General features: G+C 41.2%; 21 protein-coding genes. 2 read left to right on the forward strand and 19 right to left on the reverse strand.

The window, feature by feature from the left end:
- Window positions 1-12: 12 nt before the first annotated feature.
- Entirely contained in the window at window positions 13-408 is a 396-nt protein-coding gene (locus B7708_RS03295) for a diacylglycerol kinase family protein (protein ID WP_061409093.1), read from the reverse strand.
- Window positions 389-886, reverse strand: a complete 498-nt coding sequence (gene ybeY, locus B7708_RS03300; protein ID WP_084973741.1) for an rRNA maturation RNase YbeY — start codon at window positions 884-886, stop codon at window positions 389-391. The genes B7708_RS03295 and ybeY overlap by 20 nt, the downstream gene beginning before the upstream one ends.
- A gap of 104 nt (window positions 887-990) precedes the next feature.
- Here ybeY and pavA point away from each other — a divergent pair, with 104 nt between their 5' ends.
- Complete coding sequence (gene pavA, locus B7708_RS03305; protein WP_084973743.1) at window positions 991-2,646, forward strand: Rqc2 family fibronectin-binding protein PavA; 1,656 nt, start codon at window positions 991-993, stop codon at window positions 2,644-2,646.
- 200 nt (window positions 2,647-2,846) lie between these two features.
- On the opposite strand, the gene B7708_RS03310 is transcribed toward pavA, so the two are convergent.
- The 10 genes from B7708_RS03310 to B7708_RS03355 form a co-directional block, all read right to left on the reverse strand.
- Window positions 2,847-3,578: an NAD-dependent protein deacylase gene (locus B7708_RS03310; protein WP_084973745.1), complete on the reverse strand. Its 732-nt coding sequence runs from the start codon at window positions 3,576-3,578 to the stop codon at window positions 2,847-2,849.
- A 154-nt stretch (window positions 3,579-3,732) separates the two neighbouring features.
- Complete coding sequence (deoD, locus tag B7708_RS03315) at window positions 3,733-4,443, reverse strand: purine-nucleoside phosphorylase (protein WP_000022080.1); 711 nt, start codon at window positions 4,441-4,443, stop codon at window positions 3,733-3,735.
- Between the two features lie 355 nt (window positions 4,444-4,798).
- Entirely contained in the window at window positions 4,799-6,082 is a 1,284-nt protein-coding gene (locus B7708_RS03320; protein WP_084973747.1) for a chloride channel protein, read from the reverse strand.
- Between the two features lie 2 nt (window positions 6,083-6,084).
- Window positions 6,085-6,894, reverse strand: coding sequence for a purine-nucleoside phosphorylase (locus tag B7708_RS03325; protein WP_084973749.1), 810 nt, complete (start codon window positions 6,892-6,894; stop codon window positions 6,085-6,087).
- Window positions 6,891-7,451, reverse strand: a complete 561-nt coding sequence (locus tag B7708_RS03330) for a DUF1697 domain-containing protein (RefSeq protein ID WP_084973751.1) — start codon at window positions 7,449-7,451, stop codon at window positions 6,891-6,893. The genes B7708_RS03325 and B7708_RS03330 overlap by 4 nt, the downstream gene beginning before the upstream one ends.
- Before the next feature lies 1 nt (window position 7,452).
- On the reverse strand, window positions 7,453-8,664 hold the full coding sequence (locus B7708_RS03335; RefSeq protein ID WP_084973753.1) for a phosphopentomutase: 1,212 nt from the start codon (window positions 8,662-8,664) through the stop codon (window positions 7,453-7,455).
- A gap of 23 nt (window positions 8,665-8,687) precedes the next feature.
- On the reverse strand, window positions 8,688-9,371 hold the full coding sequence (rpiA, locus tag B7708_RS03340; protein WP_084973755.1) for a ribose-5-phosphate isomerase RpiA: 684 nt from the start codon (window positions 9,369-9,371) through the stop codon (window positions 8,688-8,690).
- A gap of 105 nt (window positions 9,372-9,476) precedes the next feature.
- Complete coding sequence (locus B7708_RS03345) at window positions 9,477-10,406, reverse strand: peptidase U32 family protein (protein ID WP_044020909.1); 930 nt, start codon at window positions 10,404-10,406, stop codon at window positions 9,477-9,479.
- 127 nt (window positions 10,407-10,533) lie between these two features.
- Window positions 10,534-11,214 (reverse strand): ABC transporter ATP-binding protein, encoded by a 681-nt coding sequence (locus B7708_RS03350; protein WP_084973757.1) that lies wholly within the window; start codon window positions 11,212-11,214, stop codon window positions 10,534-10,536.
- A 13-nt stretch (window positions 11,215-11,227) separates the two neighbouring features.
- On the reverse strand, window positions 11,228-12,283 hold the full coding sequence (locus B7708_RS03355; RefSeq protein WP_084973759.1) for an ABC transporter permease: 1,056 nt from the start codon (window positions 12,281-12,283) through the stop codon (window positions 11,228-11,230).
- A 381-nt stretch (window positions 12,284-12,664) separates the two neighbouring features.
- Here B7708_RS03355 and B7708_RS03360 point away from each other — a divergent pair, with 381 nt between their 5' ends.
- A complete protein-coding gene (locus B7708_RS03360; protein WP_084973761.1) occupies window positions 12,665-12,949 on the forward strand; it encodes a DUF3270 domain-containing protein in 285 nt (94 codons plus the stop codon).
- A 66-nt stretch (window positions 12,950-13,015) separates the two neighbouring features.
- On the opposite strand, the gene B7708_RS03365 is transcribed toward B7708_RS03360, so the two are convergent.
- The 7 genes from B7708_RS03365 to B7708_RS03395 all read right to left on the reverse strand — a co-directional run bounded on the left by B7708_RS03365 (window position 13,016) and on the right by B7708_RS03395 (window position 20,160).
- Entirely contained in the window at window positions 13,016-14,353 is a 1,338-nt protein-coding gene (locus B7708_RS03365; RefSeq protein ID WP_084973763.1) for a sensor histidine kinase, read from the reverse strand.
- Window positions 14,343-15,017 (reverse strand): two-component system response regulator CiaR, encoded by a 675-nt coding sequence (gene ciaR / locus B7708_RS03370; RefSeq protein ID WP_000590630.1) that lies wholly within the window; start codon window positions 15,015-15,017, stop codon window positions 14,343-14,345. The genes B7708_RS03365 and ciaR overlap by 11 nt, the downstream gene beginning before the upstream one ends.
- 106 nt (window positions 15,018-15,123) lie before the next feature.
- The gene (locus B7708_RS03375) at window positions 15,124-17,670 is read right to left on the reverse strand and encodes a M1 family metallopeptidase (protein ID WP_084973765.1); all 2,547 of its coding nucleotides are present in this window, start codon (window positions 17,668-17,670) and stop codon (window positions 15,124-15,126) included.
- Between the two features lie 122 nt (window positions 17,671-17,792).
- Window positions 17,793-18,233: an ASCH domain-containing protein gene (locus B7708_RS03380; RefSeq protein ID WP_084973767.1), complete on the reverse strand. Its 441-nt coding sequence runs from the start codon at window positions 18,231-18,233 to the stop codon at window positions 17,793-17,795.
- Entirely contained in the window at window positions 18,230-19,078 is an 849-nt protein-coding gene (locus B7708_RS03385; RefSeq protein ID WP_084973801.1) for a putative PEP-binding protein, read from the reverse strand. Before B7708_RS03385 ends, B7708_RS03380 begins: the two co-directional genes overlap by 4 nt.
- Window positions 19,079-19,121: 43 nt before the next feature.
- Window positions 19,122-19,727, reverse strand: a complete 606-nt coding sequence (locus B7708_RS03390) for a DUF6707 family protein (RefSeq protein ID WP_084973769.1) — start codon at window positions 19,725-19,727, stop codon at window positions 19,122-19,124.
- Window positions 19,728-19,788: 61 nt separating this feature from the next.
- Complete coding sequence (locus B7708_RS03395) at window positions 19,789-20,160, reverse strand: Imm51 family immunity protein (protein WP_193431741.1); 372 nt, start codon at window positions 20,158-20,160, stop codon at window positions 19,789-19,791.
- Between the last annotated feature and the right edge of the window lie 40 nt (window positions 20,161-20,200).

Raw genomic sequence — 20,200 nt, forward strand, 5'->3', positions numbered from 1 at the left:
TCCTCTTATTGTTTAAAATAGTAAATCCCAAATGCGTGGGAGAAAGATAAGTGCACCAATCACTGCGGCAAGAAGGGAAACCACAAGCACGGCACCAGCTGCCATGTCCTTGGCTTTCTTTGCCAACATAGAAAAGTGATAGTGACTGGCTAGATCCACCACATTTTCGATAGCAGAGTTAATAATCTCAAAGGCTACTACCAAGAAAATGCTCATTAGGAGAAAGAGCCATTCGATTCGTGACACCTGAAAAACAAAACCTGCAAGAATGACCACTAGAGCCGTCACTGCATGTTTTCGCATATTGCGTTCTTCCTTAATGGCAGTCAGAATTCCTGTAAGGGCAAATTCTAAACTGGATACCAGGTCACGATTTTTCCATTTTCGTTTATTGTCTTGTGAGTCCATAGGCTGTCAAAATTTCTTCTTGTAAACTGAACATCTCCGCTTCTTCTTCCGGAGTGTAGTGATCGTAGCCGTTGATATGTAAAAAGCCGTGTACTGCCAAGAAGCCCATCTCACGCTCAAAGCTGTGACCGTATTCCTCAGCCTGCTCATGCGCTTTATCGATAGAGATGAAAAGTTCCCCAATATAGGCATCGAACTCAGACATCATTTCTGCTAATTCAGGGTTTTCAAGCAAATCTTCCTCATCAAAGGAGATGTCCAATTCCGGTTTATATTCAAGGCTGATGACATCTGTCGGGCGATCTGTATCACGATACTCGAGGTTGAGTTCGTGACTACGCTCATTGGTCACAAAAGTAACTGCCATCTCCTTGTCTTCTTTTCCTATTTTTTGGGCTGCAAATTCCAAAATTTCTTGGGTTTGTTGCAAGATTTCTTGTGAAACTTGACCAGTTTCATCTACCATTTCAATATACATGTACTTCTCGATTCTCTTTACTTGGCTTTATTATACCATATTTTCATGATTTTATTCTACCTTTTTGATATAATACTATGGAATACAATCACAAGGAGAGAACGATGTCATTTGACGGATTTTTTTTACACCACATGGTTGAGGAATTGCGAAGTGAGTTGGTCAATGGTCGCATCCAGAAAATCAATCAGCCTTTTGAACAAGAGTTGGTCTTGCAAATCCGCAGCAATCGCCAAAGCCATCGCCTGCTCCTCTCTGCTCATCCCGTTTTTGGACGCATTCAGCTGACCCAAACGACCTTTGAAAATCCAGCCCAACCTTCTACCTTTATCATGGTTTTGAGGAAGTATTTACAAGGTGCCGTGATTGAGTCCATTGAGCAAATCGAAAATGACCGTATCGTAGAGATCACGGTTTCCAATAAAAACGAGATTGGGGATCACATCCAGGCGACTCTGATTATAGAGATCATGGGCAAACACAGTAATATTCTTCTCGTGGATAAAAGTAGCCATAAAATCCTCGAAGTTATCAAACACGTTGGCTTTTCACAAAATAGCTACCGCACCTTACTTCCAGGTTCGACCTATATCGCTCCGCCAAGTACCGAATCCCGCAACCCTTTTACTATCAAGGATGAAAAACTCTTTGAAATCCTGCAAACACAGGAATTAACAGCTAAAAATCTTCAAAGTCTCTTTCAAGGTCTAGGACGTGATACGGCAAATGAATTGGAAAACATTCTTGTCAGTGATAAACTGTCTACTTTCCGAAACTTCTTCGGGCAAGAAACCAGGCCTTTCCTAACGGAGACTTCTTTCAGTCCAGTTCCTTTTGCCAATCATGTAGGAGAGCCTTTTGCCAGCCTTTCTGACTTGCTGGACACCTACTATAAGGACAAGGCTGAACGCGACCGCGTCAAACAGCAAGCCAGTGAACTCATTCGCCGCGTTGAAAATGAGCTTCAGAAAAATCGCCACAAACTCAAAAAACAAGAAAAAGAGTTACTGGCGACAGATAATGCTGAGGAATTTCGCCAAAAAGGAGAATTGCTGACAACCTTCCTCCACCAAGTGCCTAATGACCAAGACCAGGTTACCTTGGACAACTACTACACCAATCAGCCTATCACCATTGCTCTTGATAAGGCTCTAACACCCAGTCAGAATGCCCAGCGCTACTTTAAACGCTACCAGAAGCTCAAAGAAGCTGTCAAATACCTGACTGAGCTGATCGAAGAAACCAAGTATACCATTCTCTATCTGGAAAGTGTGGAAACTGTTCTCAGTCAAGCTGGACTAGAGGAAATCGCTGAAATCCGTGAAGAATTGATCCAAACAGGCTTTATTAGAAGACGACAACGCGAGAAAATCCAAAAACGCAAAAAACCAGAACAGTATCTGGCTAGTGACGGGAAAACCATCATCTATGTCGGACGAAACAACTTGCAAAATGAAGAACTAACCTTTAAAATGGCTCGCAAGGAAGAACTTTGGTTCCATGCCAAGGACATCCCTGGCAGCCATGTTGTTATCTCAGGAAATCTGAATCCTTCTGATGAAGTGAAGACAGACGCAGCCGAGCTCGCAGCCTACTTCTCCAAAGGGCGCTTATCAAATCTCGTGCAAGTGGATATGATTGAAGTCAAGAAACTCAACAAACCAACAGGTGGAAAACCCGGTTTTGTTACTTATACTGGACAAAAGACCCTCCGTGTCACACCAGACCCAGAAAAAATCGCATCTATGAAAAAATCCTGATTTCACTTGAAATCAGGATTTTCTATTACAAATTTACTCTGCAATCAAGGTTTCTAAGCCAACCTTCATCATATCGGTGAAGGTGTTTTGATTTTCTCAGCCAGTTTTTAGTAACTCTTAAAGAGCGAGATTGTGGTCAATAAATGAGATAGTTTTCTCTTTCAAGTAACAAGGTTTTGTTGCTATCTTCTAAAATTCTTTTATTGTCTCAATTTCGAAAATACTTCTCCTATCTTGCCTTCAATGACCAATGTAGCTTGGCTGTCTTGTGGAGTACTGGTTTTATTGATAACGACCAGATTTGTCCCAGAAAAATAGTTTACTAGGCTAGCTGCAGGATAAACAACCAAGGAAGTCCCACCAATAATCAGCAAGTCTGCTTGCCGAATAGCTTGTGCAGCTTGACTAAAAACATCCATGTCAAGTGATTCTTCATACAAGGTCACGTCAGGCTTGACCACCTTGCCACAGTCTAGGCAGTGGGGAACAGGTCCCTCGAGGGCCAGAAAACCAGTTAAGTTATAGAAACGTTGGCAACCTAGGCAGTAATTGCGGTCCGCACTCCCATGCAATTTAAAGACCTTTTGGGAGTCAGCCATTTCATGAAGACTATCGATATTTTGTGTCACAACAGCCTTTAGCTTACCTGTCTTTTCCAAAGCAGCCAGATAAGTGTGAGCAGCATTAGGTTTGGCTTCTGGATAAATCAGGTATTTCTTATAAAAGTCAAAAAAATCTTCTGGATAGCGCTCAAACATGGTCCGAGAAACAAGTTGCTCTGCCGTAAAATGACGGCCTAACTGATGACTATAAACACCATCTGAACTACGAAAATCTGGGATATTGGACTCGGTTGACACTCCTGCTCCTCCGAAAAAGACTATTCTGTGACTTTTATCAATCAAGTTTTGTAATAGTTTTATTTTATCCATCACATCTCTCCTTAAGCTGGGTTCTAAAAAAGTTGAAAATCAATCGCTCCAAGCAATCTGATTTTCAACTCTTCCTTTATCATTACGTATGTATTTGAGATTAAAGCATTTGAATCAATCTTAGAAATAACCTTATCTCAAAGTAATACGATGTTTACTCTGCAATCAAGGTTTCTAAGCCAACCTTCATCATATCGGTGAAGGTGTTTTGGCGTTCTTCTGCAGTGGTATCTTCATCTGGATTGACCAAGCTATCAGAAATGGTCATGATAGCAAGTGCATCAACGTGATGTTGGGCAGCAAGATAGTAAAGGGCTGCTGCTTCCATTTCCACAGCCTTAACTCCCCATTTACCAAGCTCGATGTTCTTTTCAAAGTAGTTTGAGTAAAAGACATCTGATGACAAAACGTTCCCAACGTGGGTCGTCATACCAAGTTCTTTGGCGATATGGTAGGCCTTGTCTAGCAAATCAAAGCTAGCGATTTGTGGGAAATCGTACTGTGGCCAGTCGTTGCGGATGATGTTTGAGTTAGTTGCAGCCGCTTGTGCCAAAACCAATTCACGGACATGGACATCCTCATTCAAGGAACCAGCAGTTCCCACACGAATCAATTTCTTCACACCGTAATCCACAATCAACTCACGCGCATAAATCGAAATAGATGGCATTCCCATCCCAGTTCCCATGACAGATACACGGTGACCCTTGTAAGTGCCAGTGTAGCCAAACATGTTACGCACTTCGTTAAAACAAACAGCATCTTCAAGGAAGTTCTCCGCAATAAATTTCGCACGAAGAGGATCCCCCGGAAGAAGAATTTTATCAGCAATTTCACCCTGCTTAGCAGCAATATGGATAGACATAGTTAAGATATAAAGGGCGACAGAGAACAAAGTAAAAATAGGAAACTGACGAAGCATCGCAGATGCTAGACAGTTTATCTTTTTTACACAGTTCTCCGCCCGTATTCAGTTCAGCAAATACGGTTTACCCATCCTTTCTTTTTTTGTTTTGAAAAGTTTTCCGCTCGTGTTCAAATTAGAACACCTCGCTCTACCTTTCTTTTTTTTTATTTTTATATTTCATAGCTAGGAGAAATCGTATTCAATCATGACTCCGATAAGCCTACTACATTTTTATTAAAAACAGTTATTGATAAACTGACAATAGTTTTTAATCTTTTAAGATAAATCCTTGATTAAAAGAAACGGGCATTTCCTACCTAATTACTTTATTCTTTGACATCTTACACAGTATGCTAGCCCAAGGAAAGCGATCTAACACTTTTGCAAAACCATAAGCTAGGAAAGCAGTTACTAAGAGATACGGAAGAGAATCTAAACCTAGCCCAGTGAAACCTATAACTAATCCGGTTGCAGAAATGGGCGCCCTCAAGGTCACAGATAAAAAGCAAACAGATCCCAAAAGTAAAACGGTTGGCTGACTGTTCAAACCTAGAATCATGCCCAAGAGAGCAGCTCCAGCCATCCCCAAGGCAAAAGATGGCGTAAGAGTACCACCATAGGCCCCTGCCCAAAGGATAATAAGAACGACCACTGCTTTTAGGAAAAACATGAGAAGTACTGTTTGACCACTGCTATCATTTAAAATTTCCTGAGCCATCATGCGTCCATTGCCAAGTAGATGTGGAAAGTAACTTGCCAGACCAACAAGAAAAAGAAAAGCTGAGGGCAATGTGAGAAGTATTCGTTTATCTTTTATCCTGTTTGAAGACACTTCTTTACTTAAGCGACCAAAAAGCCAAGCTAGGGGGGTTAAGAAAAGAAGTAATAAAGGGACAATCCACACTTCCTTTAATGACCATGCGATAGCTGGAAGCTGGTAAAGAGCATGATCTGAAATAACCAAGCCTGCTATATAGGTAGACACATAGGTAGTCAAACCGACTAAGACAAATCGCTTGATAGATAAAGTAATTCCTAGAGTCTCAAAAACGAAGAAAACACTTGTTAATGGAACCTGATAGACAGCCGCTAAACCAGCACCAGCACCACAGGAAAGGAGAAAGATGCGATCCTTCATAGACAGTATACATATTTTTCCAATTGACCCTGCAAATAGAGTTCCAATCTCTCGTGGCGCAGCTTCTTTACCAATAGGCGCTCCCCCTCCAACTGCAATAATCTGCCAAATTGAATGAAATAGCTGTCTTAAAAAATGAAGCTTGTATTGTGAAGTATCATCCTTCATCTGAGCTTTGATGGAATAAATCTTCGACCCTTTTTGCAAGAAGTACCAGACTAAGGACGAGCTAAGACCCACGATTATTAAACTTAGTCCTATCCTTGAGGAGGAAACTCCATCTGTCAAAAATCCACTATGATGCTCTGACTGACCAAAAGCTAGCCCCTCCACCATCTCTAAAAGATAATGGAGAAATATACCAGATAAACCCGAAACTATTCCTTGCAGAATTACTGCTATGAATAATCTAAAATTATAAGGGATTTTTCGAAAAATACTCCTCAATTCTATTAACATGATTACAATTCAGCAAGAATCGCTTTAAGCAAGCCTTTAAAGTCGCCTTTAACACGTTCAGTCACTTCTACAACTTCCTCGTGGTTGAGTTCTTCTTGGAATCCTGCAGCATGGTTAGTGATACATGAAATACCGAGAACTTTCAAACCTGAGTGAGCTGCAACAATAACTTCAGGAACAGTGGACATACCAACTGCATCTGCTCCCAGTGTCTTATAGGCACGAATTTCTGCAGGTGTTTCATAAGTCGGACCAGTTACACCGATATAAACACCTTCATCAAGCTTGATACCAAGTTTTTTAGCAACTTCATGGGCAGTAGCACGGTATTCTGGAGTGTAGGCTTTAGACATATCTGGGAAACGCGGACCAAAATCATCCAAGTTTTCACCCATCAATGGGTTTTGCCCCGTCATATTGATATGGTCTGAGATAGCCATCAAGGTACCAGGACCAAATCCAATACCTCCAGCTGCATTGGTTACAATGACACCTTCGCATCCAAGAACTTTCATCACACGTACTGGGAAAGTCACGACTTCAAGAGGATTGCCTTCGTAGAAATGAAAGCGACCTTGAAGAGCTAATACCTTGCGCCCTGAAAGTTCACCATATACCAATTTCCCAGCATGGCCGACTACTGTAGAGCGGCCCCAGTTTGGAATATCTGCATAATCTACTACAACTGGATTTTCAATTTCTTCTGCCAATTCTCCAAGACCTGATCCAAGGATTAGACCAAACTCAGGCGCTTGGATTCCTTTATCTTTCAGGAAAGCAGCTGTTTCCTTGATCTTATCTAAAAATGTCATTGTGTGTCTCCTTTATTATTTTTTAGCATTTGACCGATTTTGTCAAAGGTTTTTGCATTGCGAATGGTGATGTTGCGATAAAAAGGCATCTTGAGTAAGTACTTGTGATAGGCAGTTGCATAGTAGGATTCTTCAGAAAATTTCCCCCAAAAAATCCCAAGTCTTCCAAAATGAACCACTTCATCTTCCAGTTCCAAACTGTCCACTTTCTCGATGACTCGAGCCACATCCAAGCCCTCCGTGTAAAAGAGGACATCTTTTCGATCTAGGTCTTTGGTCCACCAATCTGGAAGATCTTCAAGTTCCGCTTCAAAGTCCTCTAGACTCAGCAAAGAAAAGCTCTGGATAAATGGATAATGGACTTCAAAGAAAGCCTCTAACTTTTCAACCAATTGGGCTTTGGCATCTGTCGAAGTAAAGAAAATGTTGCCACTGTTGATGTAGGTTTCAACCTTTCCCAGTCCCAACTCTGTCAATTCTTGACGAAGCTCCGCCATGACAACTTTATTTTTCCCACCTACATTAATGCCCCGAACAAGTAAAGCATAGCGTATCATCTTACACCAATTTATCTAAGAAACTTTCCCCAATCATGGCAGTTTCCACACCAAAGTTATCCGCAACTGTTGCTGAGATATCTGCAAAATGCCCAACTGGAATGACACCATTTCCTTTAAAGGCAGGGCTGTAAGCTAAAAGTGGGATATATTCACGAGTGTGGTCTGTTCCTGCATAGGTTGGGTCATTTCCATGGTCAGCAGTAATCAAGAGAAGATCATTCTCTCTCATGGCTGCGATAATTTCAGGCAAGCGTTCATCAAACTCATGCAAGCAATCACGGTAACCATGAGCATTGCGACGGTGTCCATAAAGGGCATCAAAGTCAACCAAGTTTGTGAAGGAGAATCCTTTTTCAAACTCAGCAAGTCCCATAGTCTTCAATAATGTATCAATTCCGTGGCTGTTTGACTTGTTGTGGCCCATGTCATGATTGATACCCGCGCCGTTAAAGATATCGTTGATTTTACCAACAGCATAAGTATCGATACCAGCCTCATTCAATTTATCCAAAACGGTTGGTGCAAATGGAGAAACGGCCAAGTCACGACGGTTGGCTGTACGAGTGAAGTTACCTGGCTCACCCACATAAGGACGGGCAATGATACGACCTAGAAGGGCAGGGCGCTCAAGGGTAATCGAACGAGCGTATTCACAAATACGATACAATTCATCCAAAGGAATGATGTCTTCGTGGGCAGCAATTTGCAAAACAGGGTCAGCTGAAGTGTAGATAATCAACTCCCCAGTTTCCATCTGACGTGGTCCGAAATCATCAATAACAGCCGTACCTGAGTAAGGTTTGTTGGCTTCACGAATGACCTTGCGCCCTGAAAATTCTTCGATTTTTGTCAGGATTTCTTCTGGGAATCCGTTCCAGAAAGTATCGAAAGGCTCGGTAATGTTGAGTCCCATGATTTCCCAGTGACCAGTCATGGTATCCTTACCAAGGGAAACTTCTTCCAATTTCGTTACATAACCTGTTGGGTTGCTTTCAGCTGATACAGTCTTCAGCGGTGTTTCGCGAGGAATATTTCCTAGACCGATTTTGGCCATATTTGGCACATTCAAACCCACTGTTTTGGAAATATGTCCAAGTGTGTCAGAAGCACCGTCTGGCACCCCTGCATTGACAAAGTTATTGGCATCTGGTGCAGCACCGATTCCCACAGAATCCAGTACCACCAAGTGAATACGATTAAATTTTGACATAGTCTGTCTCCTTATTATTTTAGTTATCTTGCTTTTGTTGAAGTTAAAATCTGAACACCATCTCGTCCCGCTACGATGACCTTATCCACCATTTGGTTGAACAAGCCATGCTCTACGACACCAACGACATGGTCCAATTCTTGCCCGAAGGCAATTGGATCTTTAATGACATCCAAGGCTAGATCAATGATAAAGTTCTGCATATCGGTCACAAAACGTTGACCGTCTTTTTCACGGAAACTTGGTTTGTAGCCAGCTCGCTCAAACCGACGAAAGACCTGTTCTGCACCATACTGAACCACTTCTACAGGCAATTTAAAAGCACCTAGTTTCTTGACCAGTTTGCTTTCATCTACCACCCAAATGTATTCTTTTGAGGGCGTTGCGACAACCTTCTCCATGAGAAGGGCACCCCCACCACCTTTGATTCCATTAAACTGGCTATCTACTTCATCCGCCCCGTCAACCGTCACATCGACAAAATCCACTTGATCAATCGACTTGAGTGGGATGTTAAGACCTTCAGCCTGTTTACTGGTCACACTGGAAGTCGTTACAGCAGTAATCTGCAAACCTTCTTCCTTAATGCGACGACCTACTTCCTCTACGAAATAGTAGGCAGTAGAACCCGTTCCAAGTCCGACTACCATTCCATCCTTGACAAACTCAGCAGCCTTGATACCTGCCATCTTTTTCAGATTCTCCACTTAAATACCTCCATTAAAGAGCTATTTTTATTATAACATGTATCCGTTTTTATTTCATGGATACACTGGAAAAACCCGAACATTTTTATTTCGGGTTTTGGTGTCCTATTTAACCATATCAGGATCGTAATCATAGAATCCTGTGTCGAGGAAACGATTTTTAGGGTGAAGTTTACGAACTTCTTCATCCAGCAAAAAGGCTTGGTCATGGCTGAAATTCCCCTCTTGGATCAAGCCACGCGCTTGAATAAAAAGTTTAGCAATTTCTACAAAATTCTGACCTGGGGTGTAAAGTCCTTCAAGTTTCCAGTGAGTAAAACCATGCTCCACCAATTCTGTCAATTTGGTCATCAAATCAAGGTCGTTATTTGCAAAGATGTGGGTACCATGATTGTCTTCAAAGATAGAGTAATGGCTCTCAGGGTCACTCGGTTCTGCTAAGAAGAGGTCACGTTTACGTGTCTTTTCATCATCGATGTGCGTGAAGTTATAGTAGTTTTGCAAGAGCGGACGCTTAGAATGGTGAATGACACTAGCCCCATAAACCAATACTTCAGCAGGAATTTCCAAAATCTCAGGCATCTTGAAGAGTTCAGCAGATGGAATTTCACGCGCCAAAACCGCCTCAGAAGCTCCTGCCTTTTGACCCCAAAAGTTAATCTGACGACTGCTTGTCACCATAGTTGAAGCATCGTAGATGGTTTTAAAGGAGTAGCCATCACGGTTGACAACGTAAAAGACACCTGCATCCCCAACAGTAATATAGTCTGTCTTGATTTCTTCCAAGAAGTCTAGGAAGGGCTTGATACGGTCCATCATATCTTGGTGCATGAGGGCATTAACCGCTACAATCAATTCCTTGCCTGCTTCATGAACCAACTTAGCAATCTCACGCAATTGGTCATGACTAAAGGTCGTTGGCAGACGAAGGCCAAAATCTTTCTCACCGACATAGATACGGTCTACGCCAGCTTCGAGTAACTGTTCAACTTGTTCAATACTTTCAGCAGTTGCTGTAATGATAATCTTTTCCATAAGGAAAATTATACCACAATTCTTAAAAATCAGCTATGAATACTAGGAGTTTTATAAAAAAGTCAACGTCATTTTTAAAGTTTTCAATCAAAAAGGGAACAGTAACCAGTACCGTCCACTCTCTTTTTTATGCGTGTTTTTCTTCAACTAGGTGGCCATCATTCATAACATAAATACGGTCAACCTTATCAAGAAGGCGTGTATCATGTGTAATCATAACAACTCCTCTCCCTTGTTCGTGGGCAATGGCAGCCAACATCTCCGTTACTTGGTAAGCACGCTCAGTATCCAGACTGGCTGTCGGCTCATCTGCAAGCACGATGCTTGGATTGTTATAAAGCGCTCTAGCTATCGCGGCACGTTGACGTTCGCCACCTGATAAAGCCTTGGGATAATGATCTTTTACTTTTTCCAAATCCAACAACTCAAAGAGCTCTTTTCGGTCACTTTTACTATTTTTTCCCTTATCCAGTCTGTCAATCAAATCCAGCTGTTCCTTGACTGTTAGAAAAGGAATTAAGTTTGAAGCCTGAAGAATGAAACCAAACTCTCTAAAACGGAGGTCTGTTTTCTCCTTCTCCGTCAAACTGCCTGTTTCTTTCCCCTTGACTAGAATCTTTCCACTCGATGCTTCCTGAAGTTGTCCTAGAGTTGTTAGAAAGGTCGTCTTTCCAGAGCCTGAAGGTCCAACGATAGCCACGAACTCTCCCGCATTTAGCTGAAAATTCGTCTCATGCAGGGCCACGACTTTCATCTTTCCTTCCCCGTAGGTTTTTGTAACTTGAGTCATTTCAATCAATGCTGTCATACTATTCTCCTTATCACTCTGCAATCGCAGTAATCGGGTCCACCTTTAGCAAGCGTGGAAGTGAAATGACACCACCTAGAAGGGCCATCAAGCAAATTACCAAACTTAAGACAGAGTAGGCTAACCAACTTGGGTAGAAAAAGAAGGTAGCTGGTAAGACTAAAATCACTCCTCCAATAGCCAGCAAGGCTAAAGCAATCCCCATACCAGCTAGAAGGAAGATTTGACAGAAAAGAGACCATACAATGGTTTTGATCCGTATTCCCTGAGCCCGCATTATTCCATAAAGTCCTAGTTTTTGGATGGTAATGATATAGACAAAAATCCCCACAATCAAGCCTGTGATGACAATCATAGCGAGAATCATGCCTGAAAATACATTCACCTGAGGTGTGTAACCAGGAATTTTCGATATCATTTTTGGAATAGAAATCTGTTTCAGTCCGTCTCCAGCCACTTCTATATCATTTTTCAATACCAAGGCAGAGATGGAACGATTGGCTTTCAAGGTTCCTTGTAAGGTCCAATAAGTTGACAGACTCGTAAAGACAACAGGCTCGGTAAAAAATTTATTATCTTGAGTCAGACCTACAATCTTGTAACTTGCCTCGCTTCCATTGAGCTGAATGGTATCACCTAGCTTAATCCCATAATTCTCAAAGGACTGATCCACGACAACCTCATCATCTCCTTCAGGATAACGACCCTCCGTCAAACTAGGAGAGATAAAAGAGTCCCACTCTTGAGCAAAGATGGAAACATTGATCTTTTCACTATCATCGACTAGATTGGTCACAGCGAACATATAGCCCAGGGGAGCAGCCTCTTTAGAACTCTTATCCTTGTAGTTCTTTTCAGGAATAAAGGATGCTGTCAAATTATCATTTGCGTAGTCAGATAAAACCACACCCGTCGCTTGCCAGTTATCAATAGCGGCTCGGTTGTTTCGCACAAGGCCAAGAGCTAAACTGGTCATAAAAAAGACCATGAAAGCAATAAGAAAAATGGTAGTTAGAATCAAACTATATCGAAGTTTGTTTCGTAATATTTCTTTGATAGCAAGATACATGTTTATCTCCTTTAACTTTTCCCCAGAGGTAGCAAAATGCTACCCAGTCCAATAGACAGAATCTCTGTCTTATCATCCATTCAAAACAACTCCTACCACTCTTACAAAGAATCACGGTAGCAACTCAACAAATTATCTTAGGAAAAGCACTTGCTTGCAATCAATTTATATAAGTTATCCTTTCCTTACTCAGTATATTTATAAAAGAGTAGGTCTGGTCATCTGTTTCAAGTGTAACATCCATGCTATCACTTTCCCTAGTAGGTGTCAAGAAGAGCGGCTCAGATAATGATAAGAGACTTTAGTAGTTTTGTAACCATTCTGTAATAATTCTCTGTATAAAAAATGATAAAATAGTTATGTACTGTTAAGGAGAGAATCATGTCCGCAAGAAAACTAGAAGCTTATGAGTTTGAACAAGCTCCCGAATCGAATCAAACTCCGCTTTATCAAGATTACACACCAGAAGCCCCTGTCGGCCCTAACCTAAAAGAGATTTTATTTTTTGTAAATATCGCTTGTTTCTGTATTTTTATGGCACTTTTTAGCTTTATCTTTTTAGCTTTAAAATTAAATACAGCTTTATCATTTATTGCTGCAATGGGGACAAGCTTCGCACTTTTACAACTTCAACGAAAGATGATTAAACGAAAACTTTCAAAATAGAGGTTGGTAGTAGTGCCAACCTCTTTTCTTGTTATCTAAAAAGACAGTTTCTCAAAACTGTCTTTTTTATTTATTCTTTCGTTTTGGAGGAGATTGAATAGCGATTTTTACTTCAAAAATCGTTCCTCTAGGTTTGTTATCTTTCACGGTAATCGTTCCTCGTAAGGCATCAACGATCTGCTTGGCCAAAGAAAGTCCCAAGCCAAAGCCACCTTTCTGACGAGTTCTTGCCTTGTCCACACGGTAAAAACGGTCAAAGATTTTCTTCTTATCGGCAGCTGAGATTCCAATCCCATTATCTGTTACTGTAAGATAGAGATGGCGTTCTGTAGCATGGACCACAAACTCAATCTTGCCATCATCTTCGGTATACTTGATGGCATTATCAAATAAGATGGTCATGAGTTGTTTGAGGAGCAACTGATCGGTCATGAATGGGCGATAAACTCGATTTTCATAGTCAAAAACACGATCATTTTCAGAAGCAATCAACTCATAGTTGGCAAAGGTTGTTTTAAAGAATTGTGGAGAAACTTCTGCTATTTCTGGTTTGATTCCATCATCTCGACGTGCAAGGTTGAGAAGATTGGTCGTGAGGAAACGCATGTTGCGAACTTCTTCAAGACTGGAAGCAATACTTTCGCTGGATTCCATGATGGTTGCCTCTGGTTTTCGAAAGAGATTTTCTAAACGATTTTGTAAAACGGCCAAAGGCGTTCTCAGTTCGTGACTTGCATTTTCAACAAAAGACTTCTGCTTTTGCATACTTTCCAGTAAGGGTTTGACACTGACACGTGCCAGGTAAACACTGGCAATTAAAGACAGGAGCCAGAAACTAGCCATCACTACAACAATTAAATGCTCGTGGTTTTGGCTGATTTGCTCAAGCTGGCTGGTATTGATTAGAACCGCAGCATATTTGACATTGCTTGATACGAAGGAAGAGTTGGTTTCCATCAAAATCATCCGATAGGTTTCTTCCTGACCATAGCTATTGACAACTTGAATTTGGCGAATATGATTCAACTCTTTCTTGTCCAGCTTGATCTTATCCAAGCCTAGAAAACGATTGCCCAGTAAGAGTTGGTTAAAATCCTTGTCAAAGAGCAAAACTTCTGTATTTGAGCTAACATTGGGCTTTACTTCAGCCTTACTGGCATCCGCTGTTGCTGGTTGAATATCCTTGACTTCCTCAGTTGCCCGATTAAGGGCTAACTGGATGACCGCTTGGGGACTACTACTAAGGGCTTGGAGTTTTTCATCTACAGAGGTGTAGAGACTCGAGTGCATGACCTGAAGGATAATCAAGGTCATAGCAGAGAAAATCAGGGTGAACACTCCGAAGTTTCGAATGAAATAGCTGAAATCATCCGCATACCATGTTTTTTTTAGTTTATTGAACATCTTTTAAAATATACCCGACACTACGCAAGGTTTGAAGATTTTCAGCAAAGGCTGTACCCTTCAGTTTCTTGCGAACTTTTGAGACATAGACTTCCACAACAGAAATAGTCGTATCGCTATCAAATCCCCATAGACGGTCAAAAATTTGTGTCTTGGGAAGAATAACATTTTGATTTTGAAGGAAGTAAACCAATAACTCAAACTCTTTCCCGAGCAATTCCACAGGAGTATCTTCCACTTTTACTTCATTCGTTGAAAGGTTGACGACAATATCCCCATAGGTCAAGGTATTTTCGTTAAACTTGCCTGAACGTTTGAGAAGGGCTTGGATCCGCATTTTGAGCTCTTCTAGGTAGAAAGGTTTTGTTAGGTAGTCATCCGCTCCCAACTCAAATCCATGTCCCTTATCATCCAAACTCTCTTTAGCAGTCATGATAAGGACTGGTGTCGTAATTCCTTTTTCACGCAATTCTTTCAAAACTTGGAAGCCATTTTTTTCCGGTAACATCAGATCAAGCAAAATCAAGTCATAGACGCCACTTTCAGCTTCGTAGAGACCTTCTTCTCCATCAAAAACCTGCATAACATCTGCAAAATCATCTAAAAAGTCAAATACTGAGTTTGACAGACCTAGGTCATCTTCTACTAATAAGATTTTTATCATCAGAAACTCCTCCTTGTTATGATTATTATACCAAAATTGCCTTAAAAAAAACTCAACTCTCTCTTCTTTTAAGATAGAAAGTTGAGTTTTTGTTTACATAAACGAATTAAGCTTTAGCATATTGGGCTACAACAGTTTCTACTGCTGCTTTCTCACGCTTAATCAAGTCAACACGCGCTGCAATTTCTTTGATTCCCATACCGATATTACGGCTAAGAGCTAGGTCAGAAAGTTGCGGTTCAAAGAATTCCTTGTACTCTGCCAAGCGTTGCTCTGTCTTAAACACATGAGCAGGAAGGATAACAAAGCTATCAAAGCTCATATCTCCTCCAAGAGCCGCCTTGATCCAATCCCAGTTTTCACGCGCCCATACCCAAACAGTTTCCTGAGTTGTTTGATGAGCAAGGAACTGGTAATACCAAGCAGACAAGTCTTGTGGTTTCACCACAAATTTATCCTTCCATGAACTAATCAAGGTTTGGATATTGTCAGCATCTGTACTGTAGGCAAGAGCCGCTGACAGCTGACGTTTGAAGACCGCATCCGTCGCATGAGTGTAGAGGTCCAGATAAGTTGCGACCAAGTCCTTGGTCTCATGGTGTTTCATTTCATTGATGAGAACTTGTGCACGGATGGCTGCAGGAAGTCCTGCAAGATTTTCCTTGTAAGCTGCAAAGATTTGGCTAGCGATTTGACTAGCTCCTGCATCATTGGAGCGAATCATCATGGAAATGGTCAACTGACGAACCAATTCATCCTCATCTGATTCTCCATCTTTTGCTTCAAAACCAAGACGGTCATAGTTGTGACGAGCCAATTTAGCAACCAGTTCTTTGAAGGCTGTTTCAGCATCCGTTCCTTCATCAATAAAGCGCTCAAGGGCAGCAATCACTTGAGAAATAGCTGAAACCACCAGGTAAGACTCTTCCTTAGCAAGTTTATCAAGGACTGGGAGCAAGTCCGCATAAGAAATGTGTCCTGCTTCAGCAAGCAAACGACGTTCTTGAACGATTTGTAGTTTGCTTGTATTATCAAGTGTCTCTAGCTCAGCAAGAACAGCATCTAGCAAGTCTCCTTGATAGTCTGTAATATAGTGGGCTGTATTTTCAGTGTTGAGACGAAGGGCTTCTTTATTTTCAGCAAGAAGAGCTGCGTAGCCAGGGATTTCGATACTTTCAGTTTCAAGCGTATCTGGCAAGCCTTTCCAGTTGCTGTTGAGAGGCACAACCCAGAGACGGTTCTTGTCTTCGTGCTCACCGATGAAGAATTGTTTTTGTGAAATCTTCAAGACATCATTTTCAACTTTGACAGTAAGTACTGGGTAACCAGGTTGTTCCAACCAAGAATCCATGAAGGCTGCAACATCACGGCCTGAAGCTTGACCAAGAGCATCCCAAAGGTCACGACCGATGGTGTTGCTGTACTGGTGTTTTTCAAAGTAGGCATGCAAACCTTTAGCAAAATCCGCATCACCGAGCCAACGGCGAAGCATGTGCATGAGACGGCTTCCTTTGGCATAGACGATAGCTCCGTCAAAGAGGGTATTGATTTCATCAGGGTGTTTGACTTCGACATGAACAGACTGCACGCCATCCGTCGCATCACGTTCAAGAGCAAGAGGTACTCCACCTGTTTGGAAATCTTCAAAGATATTCCAAGTTGGCTCGATGGCATCCACACAGACGTATTCCATCATGTTAGCAAAACTTTCATTGAGCCAAAGGTCATCCCACCATTTCATAGTCACGAGGTTTCCAAACCATTGGTGGGCAAGCTCGTGGGCAATGACAAGGGCAACTTGTTGACGGCTGGCAAATGTTGAGTTCTCATCCACAACCAAGTAAACTTCACGGTAGGTCACCAGACCCCAGTTTTCCATAGCACCAGCTGAGAAGTCAGGAAGAGCAATATGGAGAGATTGTGGAATTGGATACTTAACTCCGTAATAATCTTCGTAGAACTCGATTGAGCGAACGGCGATGTCTAGTGAGAAATCAAGGTTAGCTAGTGGGTGAGCTTTGGTTGAGTAGACACCTACGAGGGTACCGTTTTTAGTTTTAGCCGTTACTCCTTGCAAATCACCAGCGACAAAAGCCAACAAATAAGATGACATGCGAGGTGTTGTCTCAAACTTCCATATACCTGTTTCCTTGCGGTTTTCCACATCAATCTCAGGCATGTTTGACAAGGCCAATTCACCTTCTGCTTGGTCAAAACGTAGAGAAAGGTCAAAAGTTGCTTTGGCTTCAGGCTCGTCCACACATGGGAAGGCTTCACGCGCAAAATGGCTCTCGAACTGAGTTGACAAAACTTCCTTCTTCACTCCATCAACTGTGTAGTAAGAAGGGTAAATCCCTGTCATGTTGTCTGTGATTTTTCCTGAAAAGGCGATGACCAATTCAACTTGACCAGCCTCAGCCAATTCGATATGAAGGGCTTCATTGTCATGGTCAACAGTAAATGGACGAGCTTGACCTGCAGCTTCTACAGAAGCGATTTCCAAGTCTTTTTGATGAAGGGAAATACGGTCACTCTGTGCTTGACCAGTGATGGTCACCTTCCCAGAAAAAGTCTTGGTCTCACGACTCAAGTCTAAAAATAAATCATAATGTTCAGGAACAAATTGCGTAATAAAATGTTCAACTGCTTGCATAGTTTTCTCCTATTCTAAGTTTAAGAGCTGTTGCTCTTCTTCAAACAAACTTATTATATCATGTTTTGCTTAAGAAAAAAGGATTGGACGGTGATTTCCAAAACTTTCTTCCTTCTAGCGATCTACTGTGGATAGACCTTGCGAAATTCTTCTAAAACAACCTTGCTGTCAGGTGTGAAAGTCAGTCCTGCCTCCCTCAGCCACTCGGTGAAACAGTCTTCATGAACCTGATGCCAATAGGCTAGGGATTTGTCACCTTCCCCTTCCTTAAAAGCATGTTCAGCAGAAATTTGATGAAAGGGCTGAACAGAAACCTTTGTAATTTCGACAATGCAGACAGCCTGATCTTGACTGTCTAAAATAACATCGAAGGTCCCTTCTTGCGGAAGAGGTTCGTCCTCTATTGCATAGAGGTCATAGGCTGAGGCGGTTGCTGTCTTTTCGCCTTTTAAAACCAAATCTGCCAAGGTATCGGCTTCCACTCCAAAAGCCCAGGCATCTATCTCATCTCCAATCGAGGGGTTAATTTGCTTGTATGCATTCCACATTTCTTGCGGTGTCATGGGTTTCTCCTTTGTAATTTTTTACTTACTTCTTTTACACGTTTGAGGTGGTCTGGATGATCAATCTCTAAATCAAAAATCTCTGGAATAGAACTGTAGTGGATAATACACTTGATACCCATCTGATTCATTTTTTGTATGAAAGAAGCATTCAGATAGCCTGCTACAGCAAAGTCAATCTTTTTCATACTTGCTTTATCCAGCATCTGTCTTAGCATATCTAACATAATTGGACTTTCCATATCATGCCATTGACTATTTCTCACAGTCGCAAAAACAAAAGAAGTCAAATCATTCATTCCAACTACAATCTTTGAAATACCAGTTTCCAGTATCCTGTCCAAGTCAAAATAAGCTGACGGTAATTCAATCATTGTGCCGACTTTTCCAGTAAAACCATGCTCACGCAATACTCTAATAGCTTGTTTTAACTGCTCAGCATCATTGATAAAAGGAAAAATAACAGACAGATTGGGATTTGTTTGATAAACTTCTGTAACGACATGTGCTTCAGCCTGAAATTCATCAGGACACGCCAGCAAGCGCCTAGTTCCTCTATAACCAAACAAGGGATGATTTTCATCAAAATGCTCTTTAGTCCCCTCTAAACAATTAGCTTCTGTATTTGTTAACTCTGAAAAACGATACCAAACCTCTTCATCTGAGTACAAGGAGCAAATGGTATCTAGATAATCTTTTACAAATTGCTGACAACTTGCTAATAGGATATTTTGATTGAGCTCTCTCAACAAGTATTCCCCACGAATCATACCGACGTGGTGCAATAGTTGTGGGTAAACTTTTTCAGCGATTTTCTCGCCACTAAGAGCTAACTGGTTTTTCATAGCCATTCACCTCTTTCCATCCTTCAAATTTAGCCACACTTCCTCATCCCTTAAAAGGGAAAAGGCTAACAAGACCTTGCTCCTTGATAAATCTTTGTAATCTTTCGATTTGTTCTTCTATTTTAGACTGGATATCCGCCTCGTCCAGAGTTGATTCCGCACTAAACAACTGAAGTTTTAACAAGTCTGCTAAGTAAAGTAAGCGCCATTCAATTTCAGATGTAAAGGTCGAAGCTTGCTCGATTTTTGCAAGCTTTTGTTCCAAAGTATCACCATTCAAAAATCTCTGATGTACTTTCCTTCTTATTTTTCTAGTTGATTCCTCCCCAGAATCTAGTGGACTTAAAAGGAGATTTTGATAGATGGACACCTGATTTTCCGTCTGCTTTTCCATATAGGCCAACAAGACTATCGAACTCTCAACAAAGGTCCAACTATTATAATCTCCTTCAAAGGGAATTTGTAGCAAAATATCTAACAATTTTTTAGCTAGTTCTTTTTGATCATATAGATAGAGTAAATAAGCAAGGTGATTAAGAGACTCAAGATAGGAACAGTTGGTCTTCTTGTACTTTTTTAATATTTTTTCTACATAGGGTTTTAAATCAGAATGATTTTCCACTAGCTCAAATACTTCTATCAGCTTCATCTTAACTCCTTTGTGTCATTTCCCTAGTCAAATATCTAGTAGTTAAAGCTTTTCTAATCAGCTAATCTAACTCTGCTCGACTAAACAAGTCTATCATAGACTCAGAATCGTCGCAAAACTCCTTAAAACTTAAAGCAAATGTTGCTAAGGCATCAATATTGGAAGAATAGGCACAAAACATACTTCCTTCTGGATCAAAGTCAATAGATTCGCTTAATTCAGGTATTTTTTCCTCTAAAAATATCAAAGCAAGAGATGCCCAATCGTATCCATTTCCTTCGAATCCCTCATCTTCCCGAGTGTCGAATACTTCCTGTCTGTATTCTCCATCAGGATAATAAATGAGCGACCCTCGAACACTTTGTGTCTCTTCATCATGGACTAAAAATTTAAAAGGTGAAATTTTTTTATTTACCATTTTGTAATCTATCATTTCTTGACTCCTTACTGTATTCGCTTATGTTTAATAGAAC

The sequence above is a fragment of the Streptococcus oralis subsp. dentisani genome, from assembly GCF_002096615.1.
GTDB classification, from domain to species: domain Bacteria; phylum Bacillota; class Bacilli; order Lactobacillales; family Streptococcaceae; genus Streptococcus; species Streptococcus oralis_U.